Raw genomic sequence first — 17,319 nt, 5'->3', positions numbered from 1 at the left:
GCCAACAACAACAAACTCAGGAAGAGTGAATGAATCTCGCCAAAACGGCGATCGAACGCCCCATCTGGGTGGCGGTTTCGATCGTGCTGATTTTTCTGCTAGGCCTGCTCAGCATCCGGGGGCTGCCGATCCAGCTGTTTCCCGACATCGATCGCCCGCACCTCAATATCTCGGTGGACTGGCGCTCGGCCTCACCCCAGGAGATGGAGTCGGAGATAACCGACCCCATCGAGCAGGAGATGCAGGGGGTGCTGGGGCTCAAGAACCTCACCAGCAACAGCTTCCCCGGTTTCACCGAAATCGACCTGGAGTTTGCCCTCGGCACCGACATGCAGCGGGCCCAGCTCGACGTCATCTCCCGCCTGAACCGGGTCTCCGGCCTGCCGGACAAGATTGGCGGCCCCTACGTCAACAACTACAGCAGCAACGACACCCTCACCTTCTTTTTCATCCAGCAGCTGCCCGGTGCCAAGGGGCAGATCGACGATCACCAGGCGCTGATCGAGGCGCGGGTCAAGCCGGAGCTGGAACGCATCCCCGGGGTGTCGACGGTCGACATCGAGGGGATCAATGAGCGCCAGATCCAGATCCGTTTCGACCCTTACCGCGCCGCCGAGCTGGGGGTGGAGATCCCGGTACTGGCCAGCCGGGCCAGCACCGGCTGGGACGTCTCCGCCGGCACCCTCGACATTGGCCGCTGGGAGTACAAGCTGCGCTTTGCCGGCCGCTACGACGTGGCGACCCTGGGGGACAAGGTGGTGGACTGGCGTGACGGCCTGCCCATCTACCTGAGGGACGTGGCCGAGGTGCGGCTGGCTCGGGAGGAGAACCCGGTGCTGCGCATCCAGAACGGCAACACCGCCATCGCGGCCCAGATCTTCAAGGAGAGCGGTGCCAACGCCCTGGCGGCGCTGGAGGCGATCAAGCTCAAGGTGGGCGAGCTCAACCGCGAGGTGTTGGAGCCGGTCGGGCTGCACATGGAGCAGTCGTTCGACGCCTCCCTCTACATCAACCGGGCGGTGGGCATGGTGACCGCCAACCTGGGGCTCGGCGTGTTGCTCTCCTGCGCCATCCTCTGGGTCTTTCTGCGCCAGCTCAAGGCGACCCTGATGATTGCGATCGCCATTCCCATCAGCATCATGCTCACCTTCTGCCTGCTCAAGGTGCTGGGGCGGACCCTCAACGTCATCTCGCTGGCGGGGATCGCCTTTGCGGTGGGCATGGTGCTCGATGCCGCCATCGTGGTGCTGGAGAGCATCTACCGGCGCCACGAGCGGGGGGATCTGAGCAAGGCGGAGGCTGCGCTGGAAGGCACCAGCCGGGTGTGGACCGCGCTGGTGGCCTCCACCCTGACCACGGTCGCCATCTTCCTGCCGGTGCTGCTGCTCAACGACGTGGAGGGTCAGCTGTTTGCCGATCTGGCGCTGACCATCGCCTGCGCGGTGACCGTCTCCATGCTGGTGGCGGTCACCGTGCTGCCGGCGGTGGCGGCGCGCTGGATGGGACGTGAGCGGCTGATCGATCCCTATGAGGGGCTGTGGCAGGGCACCACCCGACGGGTGATCCGCTGGACCGGCACCTCCCGCCAGCGCTGGACCGTCATCACCCTGATGATGAGCCTGCCGGCGCTGGCCACCTGGGCCCTGTTGCCGAAGATGGACTATCTGCCGGACGTGAAGCGCGATGCGGTGGATGTCTGGATGAACTTCACCCCGGGTTTCAACCTGCAGGCCCAGCGCGAGGAGGTGATCGACACCCTGATCGCCCGCCTCGCCCCCTACATGAAGGGGGAGCGGGAGCCGGCCCTCAAGAATTACTACATCCTGCGCTATCCGGGCGGCGCCCAGATCGGGGTGCGGCCGAAAGAGGAGGAGCAGATCAAGGTGCTGGAGCAGCTGTTGATGAAGCAGCTGCTGGTGGGGATCCCCGACACCCAGGTGTTTGGCGGTCAGGGGTCGCTGTTTGGCGGCTTTGACAGCGAGAACGGCATCTCCCTGCTGCTGCAGGGGGGCGATCTGGCCGGGCTCTACCAGGCGGCGCGGGCCGCCATGGCCATCGTCAAGCAGGATCTGCCGGGCGCCCAGGTGAGGCCGCAGCCGGATCTCGATTTCACCGCCCCCGAGCTGCGGCTGGTGCCGCAGGACAGGCGCCTCGCCGAGGTGGGCTGGGATCGCACGCCCATGCCCGCCATCATCCAGACCTTCGGCGACGGGCTGCGGGTCGGCGAGTATTTCGACGGGGAGGAGCGGCTCGACATCATGCTGATGGGGCAGACCTCGGCCAACCCGGACGAGCTCAAGGCGGTGCCGCTGGCGACCCCGTCCGGGCGCATCGTGCCGCTCGGCGAGCTGCTGCGGGTGGAGCACGACATGGGGCCGGCCAGCATCTTTCGGGCCGACGGCCGGCGCAGCATCAGCCTGCAGATCTCGCCCCCGGCGGGGATGAGCATGGAGCAGGTGCTCGATACCCTGCAGAGCAAAAGCTTTGCCGCCATCCGGCCACTGCTGCCCGCCGGTGGCGAGCTGCGGGTCTCCGGCAATGCCGACAGCCTGCAGCAGGCACTCGGCAACCTGGGGGCCATCTTTCTGTTTGCGGTGATGATCCTGCTGATCCTGTTGTGGGGGGTGTTTGCCTCCCTCAAGGATGCCGTGCTGGTGCTGCTGACCCTGCCGCTTGCCACCGTCGGCGGCGTGCTGGCGCTGCACCTGAGCGGCCTGCTGGTGCCGCTGCCGATGGATCTGCTGACCATCATCGGCTTCGTCATTTTGCTGGGATTGGTGGTCAACAACGCCATCCTGCTGGTGCATCAGACCCGCACCGCGGAGCGGGAGGGAATGAGCCGCCAGCTGGCGGTGGCCGATGCCCTGCAAAGCCGGATGCGGCCCATCGCGATGACCAGCCTCACCAGCATCTTCGGCATGCTGCCGCTGATGCTGAGCCCGAGCGAGGGCAGTGAAATCTACCGGGGGCTGGCTACCGTCATTGTCGGCGGCATGAGCTGCAGCACCCTGTTTACCCTGATCCTGTTGCCCGCCTTCCTGCGACTGGGAGAGCGGGTCGAATCACCGCTCGCCCTGCGCCAGCGGGCCTGAGCAAGGAGCTCATCGATGACACACGGTTTTACAAGGATGGTAGTGGGCGCGGCGCTGCTGGCGGGGGGCGTGTTCCCCGCGCTGGCTCAGGGCAAGATGGTGACCCTGGCGGACGTGACCCGGGGGGAGGCGGCGGCCAGCATCTGGGTCAGCGGCACGGTGGCGAGCCGCCAGCAGGCGGCGCTCAGCGCCGAGGTGAGCGGCCGGGTGGAGTGGATCGCCGAGTTCGGCAGCCGGGTCAGCAAGGGGGATGAGCTGCTGCGCCTCGACAGTGCGGCGCTGCGGCTCTCGCTGGAGCAGGCCCAGGCCGAGCAGGCCAAGTGGGAGAGCAATGTGCGCTTCGCCCGCGCCGAGTTTGGCCGGCTGGCGACGCTGCATCGCCAGAAGAGCACCTCCCAGAGCCAGTATGACAAGGCGCGCTACGACGTGGAGCAGGCTGAACTGGCCGAGCGGCTGGCGCGGGTACAGGTGCGCCAGATTGAGGAGCAGCTGCGCAGAAGCCACATCTTCGCGCCGTTCGACGGGGTGGTGAACAACCACTTCATCCAGCCGGGGGAGCACGTGGATGCCGGTGAGCAGGCGCTGGAGCTGGTCAACCCCGATCAGCCCGACATCCGGCTGCAGGCCCCCATCGTCTGGGCCGGCCAGTTGGCGCCCCAGACCCGGCTGCGGGTGGAAGGGGAGCAGCTCAGCGGCCACGGTGTCTATTACCAGCGGGCGGCGAGCGCCGATCCCAAGTCACGCCTCATCGAGCTGCGCCTCAAGCCCGAAGCGGGCCGCTTCATCATCGGTTCGCCGGTGCGGGTGGCGCTGCCGCTGGCGGAGCAGCAGACCATGCTGCTGCCGCGCGATGCCCTGGTGCTCAACACCGAGGGGAGCGTGGTCTATCAGGTGGAGCAGCGCGGCGAGGAGCTGACGGTAAACCGGGTGCCGGTGACCGTGCTGTTTGGCGACAGCCGGCAGGTGGCGGTGAGCGGAGCGCTCAAGCAGGGGGACAGAGTGGTGGTGCGTGGCGCCGGCAGCCTGCAGGATGGCGACAAGGTCGAATTGTTTCGCGGCTGAGGCGGCGGTTTCGCCATAAAAAAAACGGCTCCCGCGGGAGCCGTTTTTGGTGCCGGTGAAGGGCGATTACTCGACCATCATCACCTTGCAGGTGTTGGTACTGCCGACGGTTTCCATCTTGTCGCCGTGGGTCAGCAACACCATGTCGCCGCTTTGCAGCAGCCCCTTGGCCTTGAGCACGTCCAGCGCGTCGCGGCATACCTCGTAGACCGGCTTGGTCTCGTCGCCGTCGAACAGCACAGGGGTGACGCCGCGGTAGAGGTTGGTCCAGGCCAGGGTCTTGTTGTGCGGTGACATGGCGAAGATCGGCAGGCCGGAACTGATGCGGGACATCAGCAGCGGGGTGGTGCCCGATTCGGTCAGCGCCACGATCGCCTTGACCCCTTCCAGGTGGTTGGCCGCATACATGGTGGACATGGCGACGGCCTCTTCCACCGAAGTGAAGGTGTAGCTCATGCGGTGGTTGGAGACGTTCAGGCTCGGATGCTTCTCGGCACCGACGCAGACGCTGGCCATGGAGGTGACAGTTTCGATGGGGAACTGACCGGCGGCGGTCTCAGCGGAGAGCATCACCGCATCGGTGCCGTCCAGCACGGCGTTGGCCACGTCCATCACTTCGGCGCGGGTCGGCAGCGGCGCGTTGATCATCGACTCCATCATCTGGGTGGCGGTGATGACGACGCGGTTCAGACGACGGGAGTGACGAATGAGCTTCTTCTGCACGCCGACCAGCTCGGGATCGCCGATTTCGACGCCCAAGTCACCACGGGCCACCATGACGGCATCGGAGCCGAGGATGATGTCTTCCATCGCCTCGTCGGTGGCGACGGTTTCGGCGCGCTCGACCTTGGCCACGATCTTGGCGTTGGAGCCAGCTTCGCGGGCCAGCTCGCGGGCGTAGCGCAGGTCATCGCCGCAACGGGGGAAGGAGACGGCCAGGTAGTCCACGTTCATGCGGGCGGCGGTCTTGATGTCTTCCTTGTCCTTTTCGGTCAGGGCCGGGGCGGAGAGGCCGCCACCCTTCTTGTTGATGCCCTTGTTGTTGGAGAGCGGACCGGCCACGGTGACCGTGGTGTGGATGCGAGTGCCTTCGACCTGCTCCACCTTCAGCTGCACGCGACCGTCGTCCAGCAGCAGGATGTCGCCGGCGATCACGTCGCTCGGCAGGCTCTTGTAGTCGATGCCGACCTGCTCCTGGCAGCCTTCACCCTTGCCGAGGGCGGCATCGAGGATGAACTTGTCGCCGACGGCCAGATAGATCTTGCCGTCCTTGAAGGTGGAAACGCGGATCTTGGGGCCCTGCAGGTCACCCATGATGGCGACGTGACGACCCAGCTTGGCGGCGATGTCACGCACCTGGTTGGCGCGCAGGATGTGGTCTTCAGCAGTGCCGTGGGAGAAGTTCATCCGCACCATGTCGGCACCGGCACGGATGATCCCCTCGAGGATCCCTTCGCGATCGGTGGCCGGACCGAGTGTGGTTACAATCTTTGTACGTCTTGGCATGAAAGACTCCAGTTTTGAAGTTGATATGACTTGAGATACTGCCCCGTCAAGCGCATGACCCATTGCACCCGCTTGCAAGCCATCTGGGTGGCTTTTGTTACTAAATTACAATACTACACCAAGGAAGGTGGCAGAGACAGCCGGGGGCCGAGGCCCCCGCTGCTTACGAAGAGTGGGGTGTATCAAAGCGGGATTCGCGCAAACCTTCTTTGACTTTCTTCAGGTTTTCGCGAAATTTCATGCCGCGGCGCAGGGTGAAACCGGTCGCCAGCACGTCCACCAGGGCGAGCTGGGCGATGCGCGACGCCATCGGCATGTAGACGTCGGTGTCTTCCGGCACGTCCATGGAGAGCACCAGGTTGCACTCGCGCGCCAGCGGGGAGTCCTTGGCGGTCATGCCGATGACGGTGGCGTCGTTCTCGCGGGCCAATGCGGCAATCTCCACCAGCGCCTTGGTGCGACCGGTGTGGGAGATGAGCACCACCACGTCCCCTTCGCTGCTGTTGATGCAGCTCATGCGCATCATGACGATGTCATCGAAGCTCACCACCGGGATGTTGAAGCGGAAGAACTTGTTCTGGGCATCGCGGGCGACGGCGGAGGAGGCCCCAAGGCCAAAGAAGCTGATCTTCTTGGACTGGGTCAGGATATCGACGCAGCGATTGATGGCGGAGATGTCCAGGCTGTTCTTGGCGGCATCGAGGCAGGCCATGGTGGATTCGAAGATCTTGGCGGTATAGGTATCGGGCCCGTCTTCCGCCTCCACGTGGCGGTTCACATAGGGCGTGCCGTTGGCCAGGCTCTGGGCCAGATGCAGTTTGAAATCGGGAAAGCCTTTGGTATCGAGACGGCGGCAGAAACGGTTGACGGTCGGCTCGCTGACGTCAGCCATCTTGGCGAGGGTGGCGATACTGGAGTGGATGGCCGTCTGCGGGGAGGCCAGGATGACCTCGGCGACTTTACGCTCTGATTTACTGAAACTTTCCAAATTATTAGTAATTTTATCAAGGGTATTCATCATCACCACCAGGCGTTTTTGTAATTTAGCTTCAGTGTCTTTGCACTAAATTCATGGCTAAGCAGGTTTCCAATCAACTTGATGACTATACAAGACAAGCTCTTATCGAAACTAATCTCGGCCCTGCAAAGTATGACTCATGTCTAATTATTTCGTTGTTTTGGTTACAAACTTCCAGTCATTCCGTGAAAGCGCTTACAAATGTTGCAAAGCAACAACACTGTGAGCGGGCGCACAGTTGCACCCATCAAACGCGCCGCAAGGGGAGGGGCTCGGGTAGAATTGGCACCAAATAATAAGTGCGGGACGGTAACGGCCGCCCCGACCCCAGTAACGAAGGAGTTGTTTTATGCAGCATACCCATGCGCTGGTCGGCGACGTAGGCGGCACCAATGCCCGGTTGGCCCTGTGCGAGCTGGCAACCGGCACCATTTCCCAGGCCAAGACCTATTCCGGGCTGGCCCATCCCAGTCTGGAAGCCGTGGTTCGCCTCTATCTGGATGAGCACAAGGTGCAGGTGGGCGAAGCCTGCATCGCCATCGCCTGCCCCATCAATGGCGACTGGGTCGCCATGACCAACCACAGCTGGGAGTTTTCCATCAGCGAGATGCAGGCCAATCTGGGCCTGAGCCGGTTGCAGGTGATCAACGATTTTACCGCTGTCTCCATGGCGGTGCCGGTGCTGGACGCGGCTGACTGCATCCAGCTGGGGGGCGCGGCGCCGGTGGCCGGCAAGCCCATTGCCATCTACGGGGCCGGCACCGGCCTTGGCGTCGCCCACCTGGTGCACACCGGCGAGCAGTGGCTGAGTCTGCCAGGCGAGGGTGGCCACGTGGACTTTGCCGCCAACAGCGAAGAAGAGGATGCGGTGCTGCAGGTGATGCGCGCCGAGCTGGGCCACGTCTCGGCCGAGCGGCTGCTCTCCGGTCCCGGCCTCGTCAACATCTACCGTGGGCTGGTGAAATCCGACGGCCGCGAGCCGCAGGCGTTCGAACCCAAGGACATCACCGAGCGTGCGCTGGCGGGCGAGAGCCTGGATTGCCGCCGTACCTTGAGCCTGTTCTGCGTGCTGATGGGCCGCTTTGCCGGCAACCTGGCGCTCAACATGGGCACCTTCGGCGGCGTCTACATCGCCGGCGGCATCGTGCCGCGCTTTCAGGAGTTCTTCATCGGCTCGGGCTTTCGGGTGGCCTTCGAAGACAAGGGGCGTTTCAAATCCTACCTCAAGGATATCCCCGTTTTCCTCATCACCCACGAGGGGCCGGGTCTGCTCGGTGCCGGCGCCTATCTGCGCCAGTCGCTCGGCATCAAGCTATAAGCAGGCGGCTTGCCGGGGGATGGATCGGCCATGGTTCAGCCTTGATTCAGTGACCATGGCGTAGAGTGTCAACACGTACTCAAGAAGGCAGGGCTCCATAAGGAGTTGGGACTTGTCTTCATCCGCTGGGTGCGTTTGTCACCTGACAAGCCTGAACTGTTTCACCGGCCCTCGCGGCCGGTTTTTTTATGCCTGCAGTTTGCAGACTGGATGGGGATGCCGTCCTTTGCGAAAGGATGGGCCTGCGCCGCAATGCACTGCGCCTGCCGGGTGGCAGGCGCAGTGCATTGGCAGGGATGGGCTCAGGGCAGGTCGAGGGTGAAGCGGGCGCCCCCGAGCGGGGACTCATCCACCATGATCTGGCCGCCGTAGCTGTGCACGATTTCGGTGACCACCGCCAGCCCGATGCCCTGGCCGGGGGAGCTGTCGGCGCGCACTCCGCGCTGGAAGATCTGCTGCGACTTGCCGGGGTCGATGCCGGGGCCGTCGTCCTCGATCTCGATCCGCAGCCGGTCGAGCCGGCGGCTCACCGTCACCTTGATCTCGCTGATGGCGAACTTGAAGGCGTTGTCGAGCAGGTTGCCCATCAGCTCCATCAAGTCCCCCTGCTCGCCGGCGAAGAAGACGTCGTCATCGAACTTGAAGCGGGTCTGCAGCTTCTTGTGGCGATAGACCTTGGCGAGGCTGGCCAGCAGCTTCTCGATGAGGGGCACCGGCTCGGTGCCCTTGCTGGCGAGGCGCTTGCGGCCGGTGACGGCACGGCGCAGCTGGTACTGGATGATCTGATCCATGGTCAGGATCTGCTCATTGATATTGTCGTGGATGTCGCGCCCCAGCTTGACCTCCTGCGCCGTCATCTGGATCAGCGCCAGCCGGGTTTTCAGGCTGTGGGCCAGATCGTTGAGGGCGTGCTGGTAGCGCTGGGTCTGCTGGCGTTCGTTCTCCAGCAGCTGGTTGACCGACTCGGTCAGCGGCGTCAGTTCCCGCTCATAGTCGTTGGAGAGTGCCTCTCGCTTGCCGGCCCGGATCTCGTCCATCTGGCGCGCCATGGTGCGCAAGGATCCCAGGCTCCAGAAGCTGGTGAGCAGCAGCAAGGCGCCGAGCAGGGAGTAGGCGAGCAGGGCCTGGCGGATGCACTGGTAGAGGTAATCACGGGTCTGGGCCAGGTAGCGCTTGGCCGAGTCGACCATCACCACGTAATAGGTGGTGGGGCCGTCGCCGTGATTGCGCAAAAAGCGCAGGCTGTAGATGAAGTAGCTCTCGCCGTTCTTGATGGTGTGACGTTTGAAGAAGTAGTCCTGATCCAGCCCGCCCAGATATTTCATCAGATCCTGGCAGATGGTGTCCCTGGCCTGGATCACCTCCGGCATGTGCATGCTGGACCAGCTCAGCTGGCCGTCGGCCCGGCAGATCAGGGTATCCAGATTGGGGTCGACGGCATCCGGGGTGATCCGGCCCAGATCCGTGGTGGCATGGGCATCCGGCAGCTTGGAGGAGAACAGCTTGGAGAGGTTCTCCTGCATGCGGGTACTGGCCTTCTGGGCCTGCTCTTCGGTGTGACCCAGATAGAGGATGTAGACCGAGAAGGCCATGATGAGCGCGATGACCAGCATGGCGCTCAGCATCAGCTTGATGTGCAGCGAGCGGCGGATGAAGCGCATGGGGCGCAGCAGACGAACGTCCATCAGTTGCACGACAGGTTGAAGATGTAACCCTGGCGGCGGATGGTGGAGATGGGCTGGATGGTCCCCTCCGGATCCAGCTTCTTGCGCAGCCGGCTCACCATCACCTCGATGGTGTTGGGGTCTCCTTCACCGTCGCCATAGAGCTGGTCCAGCAGCTGTTGCTTGGAGACCACCTGGCGGGCGTTGCGCATCAGGTATTCGAGGATCAGGTATTCAAAGCTGGTGAGCACCACCGGGGTGCCGGCGATGGTCAGCTCCTTGCGGGAGAGGTCCAGCTCGTAGTCGCCGGCCTTGACCCTGGGGGAGATAAAGCCGGCGCTGCGGCGCACCAGGGCGTTGAGGCGGGCCAGCAGCTCGTCCTTCTGGAACGGCTTGACCAGGTAGTCGTCCGCCCCGGCTTCCAGCCCCTCTACTTTGTCCTGCCAGTTGCCGCGGGCGGTCAATACGATGATGGGGAAGGGGATCTGCTGCTCGCGCAGCTGGCGGATGAGTTGCAGGCCGTCCATGTCCGGCAGGCCCAGATCGATGATGGCCACGTCGATGGGATAGTCGGCGGCGTAATGCAGTGCCACCTGGGCACTGTCGGTGCTGTGTACCTGATTCTGGGCTTCGGTCAGCAGGGTGCTGAGGTGGTGATTGAGCAGCTTGTCGTCTTCGACCAACAATATTTTCATAAGGTGCGCGATCATGGGGATCCAGGCTGTCAATTAGAGGGCTTATGACGGGGAGAGTCAATCCGGATCCTAACAGCCCTGGCTGTATCGGGACTGAATCAGCCCGCCATTACTCACCACCCCATCATTAGCCGCCCCCTAGCCTGTGTGCGCCAGGGTCTGACTCGCCTCAGCACCGGTCTGCTGACGCCACAGCCTGGCATAGAGCCCCTCGCGGGCCAGCAGTTCATCATGGCTGCCCGACTCCACTATCTGCCCTGCCTCCATCACCAGGATGCGGTCCGCCTCGCGCAGGGTATTGAGGCGATGGGCGATGCTGATGAGGGTGCGGCCGCGGCGGATGGCCGCCATGTTGGCCATGATGGCCGCTTCCGACTCATAGTCGAGGGCCGAGGTGGCCTCGTCGAGCAGCAGGATCCTGGGGTTGACCAGCAGGGCGCGGGCCAGGGCAATGCGCTGGCGCTGCCCGCCCGACAAGCGGGCTCCCTTCTCTCCCACCTGTTGCTCGAAGCCCTGGGGCAGCTCGCGAATGAAGGCGAGGGCACCGGCCAGCTGCGCCGCCTGCTCCAGCTCGGCCTGGCTGGCATCGGGGCGGCAGATGCGGATGTTGTCGGCGATGGTGCCGGAGAACAGCACGCTCTCCTGCAGCACCACGCTCATGTTGCGGCGCAGGGAGACGGGGTCGGCGATGGCGAGATCCATGTTGTCCACCAGTACCTGACCGTGCTGGGGCACATAGAGCCGCTGCAGCAAACGGGTCAGGGTGCTCTTGCCGCAGCCGGACGGACCCGTGATGCCGATGAACTGCCCCGGCTCAATGGTGAGGGAGAGGTTGGCCAGCACCTCGGGGGCATCCGGCTGGTAACGAAAGCGGATGTGGCGAAACTCGATGGCACCCTGGAGGGCGGGCACGGAGGCGAGCCCGTTGTTGCCATGCTCAGGCGCCTCGTCGAGGATGTCGCCGACCCTGCGCAGGGCAATCAGGGTGTGCTGAAAATCCTGCCACACCTGGGCCAGGCGCAGCACCGGCTGAGTGACGTGGCCGGCCAGCATGTTGAAGGCGACCAGCTCCCCCGGGCTCATGCGGCCGTTCAGTACCTCGCCGACCCCGAGCCAGAGCAGCAGGGCAGCGGTGAGCTTTTGCACCAGATCGATGCCCTGGCCGGCCGCCAACCCCACCTTCTTGGCCTGAAAGCCCCGTCTGAGCTGGCGTGCCAGCAGACGCTGCCACTCCTGGTAGAAGCGGCGTTCAGTAGCCGTGGTCTTGATGGTTTCGATACCGGTGACCGCCTCGGTCAGAAAGCTGGTGGCATCGGCATCCGCCTGATACTCCGCCTCGACCTTTCTGCGCACCAGCGGCCCTATCAGCAGCCAGAGCAGGAAGTAGATCAGCAGCGAGCCGAGCACGCAGGCGGTCAGGCGCGGGGCGTAGTGAAACATGACCCCGACGAACAGCAGGATGAACAGTAGATCCAGCACCAGCATCAGGGTCGAGCCGGTGAGGAACTGGCGGATCTGGGCCATCTCCTTGACCCGGGCGATGATCTGGCCGGTCTGGCGGGCCTTGAAATAGCCGATGGGCAGGCCGACCAGATGGCGATAGAGCTTGCCGGAGAGCTCGGCATTGACCTGGTTGGCCAGGTGACCGAACACCTGGCCGCGCAGAAAGCCGTAGAGCGGCTCGGCGCAGGCCAGTGCCACCATGGCCAGGGCCAGCACGTGCAGGCTGCCTAGGCTGCGCCCCACCAACACCTTGTCGATGATGTTCTCGAACAGCAGCGGGCTGGCGAGGGCGATGAGCTGCAGCAGGATGGCGAAACAGAAGACGTCCCGCAGCTGTTTCTGCTGGCGCAGCACCGCCGGGCTGAACCAGCTCAGCCCGAATTTGACCTCGGCCGGGGTGAGATCCTGCTGGGCCAGCAACAGAAAGTGCCACTGCGCCGCCTCGGCCTGGCTCGGAAGCGGCTGCAGCCCGCTGCTGCCGCTGGCGGGATCAAACAGCTGCCAGCCCTCTGGCGTGATGGCGGTGATGGTGTACCAGCGGCCATCCCGCTTGAGCAAGGCCGGCAGCGGCAGCGCCGCGAGCGGGCAGCCCGGTCCCTGCGACAGGGCGCTGCGCAGACCGAGGTGGGCGGCGGCTTCCCGCACCGTCAGATCGGGCGGTGCCAGATCGCAACCAAGGGCGTGGGCAAGCTGTTCGGCATCGGCCGTCAGCATCAGCTGGTGCGCTGCGTGGGTGAGGGCGGCGAGGGCGCCATTGGCGACAGGGGCGACAGGGGCGCTGTCGGCGGCGTGGGTCTGCTGCATCGTCATCGCTCCCGCAGCGCCTCGGCCTGATACTCGCGAATGGGGCTCAGCAGATAGTCGATGACCCGGCGGCGGTCGGTCTTGATCTCCACCACCACCGACATACCGGGGGTGAGCTTGACGGGCTGCTGGTCGATCAGCATCTCGCCCTGGCTCAGCTTGACCCTGGCGGCAAAGACCAGCCCCAGCTGCTCATCGGCGGTGGCGTCGCGCGACACACTCACCAGCTTGCCATCTATGGTGCCGTAGCGGGTGTAGGGGAAGGCATCCACCTTGATGCTCACCGCCTGCCCCTCGTGCACGAAGCCGATGTCCTTGTTGAGGATCTTCACCTCGGCGAGCTGCACCCCTTCGTTGGGCACGATCACCAGCAACTGCTGGGCCGGCTGCACCACGGCGCCCTGAGTGTGAATGGCCAGCTGCTGCACCGTGCCGGCCACGGGGGCGCGGATCACCTCCAGGTGCTCTCGCTCGCGCAGCTTGGCGAGCTCCTGCTCGATGGTGGTCAGCTGCAGCCTGGCCTGCTGGCGTTTCTCGATCCACTCTCGCTGCTTCTGTGCCTTGAAGCCGGCCAGCCGCTCCTGCAGGCTCTGCTGCTGGGATTGCAGCACCTCGAGCTCGGCCCGCTGCTGGGCGAGCTGGCGCTGGGTTTCCAGCAGCTCTTTTTCCTGCTCCAGATACTCCACCCGGGAGATGGCCTGGGATTGGCTCAGGGTCTGACGGGCCTGCAGGCGAGGGCGGATGTTGGCCAGCAGGGTGGTGAGAGATGCCATGTCGCCCCGTCTGGCGGCCTGGTTGGCCTGGTTGACCCCGAGCTCGGCCTGCAGGTTGCCGAGGGTGCTGTGAAATTCGTGCAGTTCGCTCTGGTAGTTTTCCACCAGCGCCTGCTGCTGCTCCGGCGTGAGCCTGACATAGTCCGGATGCTGGTCGGGGGCCTGGTCACGATAGAGCGACTGGTAGCGGATCAACGTCTGGTACTGGAACGCCTGCTGCTGGCGCAAGCGGCTCAGATCCTGGCTGACCCCCAGCGTATTGAGGGTCAGCAGCGGCGCATCGGCGGCAACCGCCTGACCATCTTCCACGTGGATGCTCACCACCCTGGCCTGCTCGTAGGACTGGATCATCTGGCTGCGGCCAAGCACCAGCAGGCGGCCGCTGGCGGTGGCCTGGATGTCGAGCTCGCCCCAGCAGGCCCACAGCAGGGTCAGCAGCACGCCGGCGCTGAGGGTCAGCGCCGTGATGCGGGCAAAGGGGGAGGGAGGCGTCTCGGCCAGCGCCAGGTGGGCCGGCAGAAAGCCGTAGTGGGTATCCGCCTGCCGGGGTGGACGGGGTTGGCGAAAGCGGGCCAGCCAGGTACGCAGATTCATGGGGTCTCCTCGTGCAAGTCCTGCTGCAGTCGCCACAGCCGGGCGTAGTGTTCTCCTCGCGCCAGCAGGCTGGCGTGATCGCCCTGTTCGACGATCTTGCCGCGCTGCAGGACGATGATGCGGTCGCACTGGCGCACGGTGGAGAGACGGTGGGCGATGGTGATGACGGTTCGGCCACAGGCGATCTGGCGCATGTTGCGCTGGATCAGCGCCTGGGACTCATCGTCGAGGGCGCTGGTGGCCTCGTCGAAGATGAGGATCCTGGGGTCGGCCAGCAGGGTGCGGGCGATGGCGATGCGCTGGCGCTGGCCGCCGGAGAGCGAGCTGCCCCCCTCCGCCAGCACTGTGTCATAGCCAAGAGGCAGCCGCAGAATGAAGTCGTGGGCCCCGGCCAGGGTGGCGGCCTGGATGATCTGGTCCAGGCTGGCATGGGGCATCGACTGGGCGATGTTGTCCCGTACCGATTTGTTGAACAGGTGGTTCTCCTGCAGCACCACCCCCATCTGCTGGCGCAGGTGGTGGAGGGGGAGCTGGCGGATGGGCTGGCCGTCGATGAAGATCTCGCCCTGTTCGGGTTGGTAGAGGCGCAGCAGCAGCCTGGCCAGGGTGCTCTTGCCCGAGCCTGAGCCGCCGACCACCCCGAGCGTTTCGCCGGCCGCTATGGTCAGGGAGAGATCATCGATGATGAGGGGGGCGTCCGGCTGATAGCGAAACCGCACCCGCTCCAGCAAAATGGCGCCGGCACTCACCTGACCCGCGCCGTCACGCTGGTGCTCGGGGGGCAGGTTGAGCATGTCACCCAATTTGTCCACCGCGATCCGGGTCTGGATGAACTGGCCCCACAGCTCGACCAGCCGTGACAGGGGCTGGGCCACGTGGCCGGCCATCATATTGAAGGCGATGAGCTGGCCGATGGTGAGTTGCAGGCTGATCACCTCGCTCGCGCCGAGCCAGAGCACGCCGGCGCTCACCAGTTTTTGCAGCCACATAACGCCGTGCTGGGAGGCGTTGTTGAGCTGTTGAACCCGGTAACCGGCGGTCACCATCTGGCTGGTCTGCTCATCCCAGCGCCGCACGAAGCGCTGTTCCAGCGCCAGGCTCTTGAGGGTCTCGGCGCCGGCGACCGTCTCGTTCAAGAAGGCGGTGTTGGCGGCGGCGTGGCCAAACTGCTGTTCGACCGCCTGCTGCATGCGCGGCGTGATCCACCAGGCGATCAGTACATAGGCGGGGATGGAGAGCAGGATCACCAGGGTCAGCATGCCGGAGAGGCTGGCCATGACCGCCAGGAAGACGAACATGAACAGCACGTCCACCGTCAGGGTGAACATGGTGCCAGTCAGGAACTCGCGGATGGTATTGAGCTCCTGCACCCGGGTCACGATGGCCCCCACCTGGCGGCTCTTGAAATAGAGCAGGGGCAGGGCAAACAGGTGCTGCACCATGCGCAGGCCGAGCTGGATGTCGATCCGGTTGGCGGTGTGGGCGTACTGGTACTCCCGCAATCCGCGCAGACAGACCTCCACCAGGGCGGTGATCAGCAGCCCGAACACCAGCACATCCAGCGTCGACCAGGCCTGATGCACCAGCACCTTGTCCATGACGACCTGAAAAAAGAGCGGGGAGATGAGAGCCAGGAGCTGCAAGACCAGCGAAAAGAGCAATATCTCCCCCAGCAGCCGTTTTTGCTGCAGGAAGGCCGGGATGAACCAGCGGATGTCAAAGCGGCTCTGCTGTCTGCGTACTTGATAGACTCGTCCGTTCCAGCGAGTCAGCAGCGCCTGCTGGTCGATGACCTGCGGGTTGCCGACGGCGGGGTCCAGGATCAGGGCCTGCTCCCCCTGCCGCTGGGCCAGGACGCAGGGGTTGCCGTTGTCACTGAGCAGGACCAGGGGGAGCGTCTGTTTGGCGAGTTTGCGGGGAGCAATGTGACGTTGGCGGATCCGGCTGTCGGTCTGCTGCTGCAGCCTATCAACAATAATATCAAAGGGTTCGTCTGGCGTGATATCTATATCTTTAGGGGGACAGCCCAATAATCCGGTAATAATCTTCAAGCATGCCAAAACAGACTCGTCATGCGCAGTCATAATATACCCCGTTGCCGCGTTTAAACCCCTCCTGTTTATATGGGGCAAGGTGACCTGTTACAGGCAGGGCGCGCATACTAACGAGCCGATAATTATCTGTCAAATATTATATTAGCTGACAAAATCAATAATAAATTCACTGAGTCAATATATCTAAAGGTAATCTCAAGTGTGGCCTCATTATTAACCTTAATGAGTTTGTTGATATTTATTTTGACGTAATTACTCTATTTTTGAATCATTGTTTAATTGAATCAAATAATATTTTCAAATATGGTAAATATAGCGAAAAATGAAATGTTAGCACCATGTTGATTTATCTTTGGTGGGATTTTTGTTTTTTGTTTTACCTTATATTTATTGATAATGGAATTTATATGACAGAGCAGTTTGTACAGACAGTATCCAGCGTCAACTACAACAAGGGGATTTTCTCCCTCTATTTCGTCGGCCAGGATCCGCTCAAGATGGCGCAGGGCGTCATGGCTGAAAGCGACAATGAGTTGGCGCTGAAACAGACGGTGCACATGCCGGCAGCTGGCTTTATGTATATGGTTTCAATGATAAAAAACATGCTTGAAGATCCGCGCATGGCGGCCGAATTCGACAAGCTGATTGCCGCTGGCCTGATCCCGGCCGCCCCTGCCGACGCACAGGAAACCGCTCCTGCCGCCACTGCACAGGCTGCGCCGCGCAAGAAGAAATAAGTTTCCGGTGTGGGGAGTCAATGCACTTGGTATTGCAACCAACGGAACCTAACTGGCAACAAAAACAACATATGTTGGGAGGTGTCATGCTGCTCAGTCAGCACTCCTCCCTGCACCGGCGTTATTCCGTCGCCGAGTGGCAGCAACGTATATTGCCAGCATTTGAATTGAACCAGTTCTGCTATTACGAAGACTCACGCGGACGCCCGGTTGCATTTTGCAACTGGGCGTTTGTCTCTTTATCCATTCGTGACACCTTGCTGGCCGCCGAGCGGGAGCTGATCCGTGAGGATTGGCAATCCGGCGACCACATTTTTATTCCGGAGATGATAGCGCCATACGGACACGCCCGCGCCGTGGTGAGCGATCTGCGTCGCCGGATATTCTTGCCATGGAAAGGGCAGCGGGTCTGCACAGTGCGCGGTCATGTTCATGCCGAGCTTGGCCATTGTGTGCGCAGGGTGCAGTGGTTTTCCATTTAATCATAATGAGTTAATAC

At 63.1% G+C, this 17,319-nt stretch carries 12 protein-coding genes; 5 read left to right on the top strand and 7 right to left on the bottom strand.

All coding sequences use genetic code 11. The features are described 5' to 3' along the window. The first annotated feature begins 29 nt into the window (after positions 1–29). On the top strand, positions 30–3,092 hold the full coding sequence (locus tag OKB87_RS18005; RefSeq protein ID WP_270828196.1) for an efflux RND transporter permease subunit: 3,063 nt from the start codon (positions 30–32) through the stop codon (positions 3,090–3,092). A 15-nt stretch (positions 3,093–3,107) separates the two neighbouring features. Continuing rightward, on the top strand, positions 3,108–4,154 hold the full coding sequence (locus OKB87_RS18000; RefSeq protein ID WP_017408448.1) for an efflux RND transporter periplasmic adaptor subunit: 1,047 nt from the start codon (positions 3,108–3,110) through the stop codon (positions 4,152–4,154). Positions 4,155–4,220: 66 nt separating this feature from the next. Here the strand turns inward: OKB87_RS18000 and pyk are convergent, their stop codons facing one another. Beyond that, positions 4,221–5,660 carry a pyruvate kinase gene (pyk, locus tag OKB87_RS17995; protein WP_060388857.1) on the bottom strand — a complete coding sequence of 480 codons (1,440 nt, stop codon included), beginning with the start codon at positions 5,658–5,660 and terminating at the stop codon, positions 4,221–4,223. 163 nt (positions 5,661–5,823) lie between these two features. After that, positions 5,824–6,678 carry a MurR/RpiR family transcriptional regulator gene (locus OKB87_RS17990; RefSeq protein ID WP_005298732.1) on the bottom strand — a complete coding sequence of 285 codons (855 nt, stop codon included), beginning with the start codon at positions 6,676–6,678 and terminating at the stop codon, positions 5,824–5,826. Positions 6,679–7,027: 349 nt separating this feature from the next. On the opposite strand from OKB87_RS17990, the gene glk reads away from it, so the two are divergent. Then, entirely contained in the window at positions 7,028–7,996 is a 969-nt protein-coding gene (gene glk / locus OKB87_RS17985) for a glucokinase (protein WP_270828195.1), read from the top strand. A gap of 302 nt (positions 7,997–8,298) precedes the next feature. Here glk and OKB87_RS17980 read toward each other — a convergent pair whose 3' ends face one another. The 5 genes from OKB87_RS17980 to OKB87_RS17960 form a co-directional block, all read right to left on the bottom strand. Continuing rightward, positions 8,299–9,681 (bottom strand): ATP-binding protein, encoded by a 1,383-nt coding sequence (locus OKB87_RS17980; RefSeq protein WP_016350039.1) that lies wholly within the window; start codon positions 9,679–9,681, stop codon positions 8,299–8,301. Then, positions 9,681–10,355: a response regulator gene (locus OKB87_RS17975; RefSeq protein ID WP_016350040.1), complete on the bottom strand. Its 675-nt coding sequence runs from the start codon at positions 10,353–10,355 to the stop codon at positions 9,681–9,683. The genes OKB87_RS17980 and OKB87_RS17975 overlap by 1 nt, the downstream gene beginning before the upstream one ends. A gap of 138 nt (positions 10,356–10,493) precedes the next feature. After that, positions 10,494–12,662 (bottom strand): type I secretion system permease/ATPase, encoded by a 2,169-nt coding sequence (locus OKB87_RS17970; protein WP_270828194.1) that lies wholly within the window; start codon positions 12,660–12,662, stop codon positions 10,494–10,496. A 2-nt stretch (positions 12,663–12,664) separates the two neighbouring features. Continuing rightward, positions 12,665–14,029, bottom strand: a complete 1,365-nt coding sequence (locus tag OKB87_RS17965; protein ID WP_270828192.1) for an HlyD family type I secretion periplasmic adaptor subunit — start codon at positions 14,027–14,029, stop codon at positions 12,665–12,667. Continuing rightward, on the bottom strand, positions 14,026–16,089 hold the full coding sequence (locus tag OKB87_RS17960; protein WP_270828190.1) for a peptidase domain-containing ABC transporter: 2,064 nt from the start codon (positions 16,087–16,089) through the stop codon (positions 14,026–14,028). Before OKB87_RS17960 ends, OKB87_RS17965 begins: the two co-directional genes overlap by 4 nt. Before the next feature lie 332 nt (positions 16,090–16,421). Between OKB87_RS17960 and rtxH the strand changes: the two genes are divergently transcribed. Next, positions 16,422–16,820, top strand: coding sequence for a protein RtxH (gene rtxH / locus OKB87_RS17955; RefSeq protein ID WP_076361215.1), 399 nt, complete (start codon positions 16,422–16,424; stop codon positions 16,818–16,820). An 86-nt stretch (positions 16,821–16,906) separates the two neighbouring features. After that, positions 16,907–17,302: a protein-lysine palmitoyltransferase gene (locus tag OKB87_RS17950; protein WP_270828187.1), complete on the top strand. Its 396-nt coding sequence runs from the start codon at positions 16,907–16,909 to the stop codon at positions 17,300–17,302. The last annotated feature ends 17 nt before the right edge of the window (positions 17,303–17,319 follow it).

The organism is Aeromonas sp. Y318-1, from assembly GCF_027706125.1.
Taxonomy (GTDB): domain Bacteria; phylum Pseudomonadota; class Gammaproteobacteria; order Enterobacterales; family Aeromonadaceae; genus Aeromonas; species Aeromonas hydrophila.
Note: the sequence above shows the minus strand (reverse complement) of the source record. Positions and strands in the feature narration are given on the sequence as shown.

Excerpts from the sequence above, each read along its gene's own strand:
- glk (WP_270828195.1), top strand. The coding sequence starts at position 7,028 with ATGCAGCATACCCATGCGCTGGTCGGCGACGTAGGCGGCACCAATGCC.
- OKB87_RS18000 (WP_017408448.1), top strand. The coding sequence starts at position 3,108 with ATGACACACGGTTTTACAAGGATGGTAGTGGGCGCGGCGCTGCTGGCG.
- OKB87_RS17970 (WP_270828194.1), bottom strand. The coding sequence starts at position 12,662 with ATGCAGCAGACCCACGCCGCCGACAGCGCCCCTGTCGCCCCTGTCGCC.
- rtxH (WP_076361215.1), top strand. The coding sequence starts at position 16,422 with ATGTTGATTTATCTTTGGTGGGATTTTTGTTTTTTGTTTTACCTTATA.
- OKB87_RS17990 (WP_005298732.1), bottom strand. The coding sequence starts at position 6,678 with ATGAATACCCTTGATAAAATTACTAATAATTTGGAAAGTTTCAGTAAA.
- OKB87_RS17975 (WP_016350040.1), bottom strand. The coding sequence starts at position 10,355 with ATGAAAATATTGTTGGTCGAAGACGACAAGCTGCTCAATCACCACCTC.
- OKB87_RS17965 (WP_270828192.1), bottom strand. The coding sequence starts at position 14,029 with ATGAATCTGCGTACCTGGCTGGCCCGCTTTCGCCAACCCCGTCCACCC.
- OKB87_RS17980 (WP_016350039.1), bottom strand. The coding sequence starts at position 9,681 with ATGGACGTTCGTCTGCTGCGCCCCATGCGCTTCATCCGCCGCTCGCTG.
- OKB87_RS18005 (WP_270828196.1), top strand. The coding sequence starts at position 30 with ATGAATCTCGCCAAAACGGCGATCGAACGCCCCATCTGGGTGGCGGTT.
- pyk (WP_060388857.1), bottom strand. The coding sequence starts at position 5,660 with ATGCCAAGACGTACAAAGATTGTAACCACACTCGGTCCGGCCACCGAT.
- OKB87_RS17950 (WP_270828187.1), top strand. The coding sequence starts at position 16,907 with ATGCTGCTCAGTCAGCACTCCTCCCTGCACCGGCGTTATTCCGTCGCC.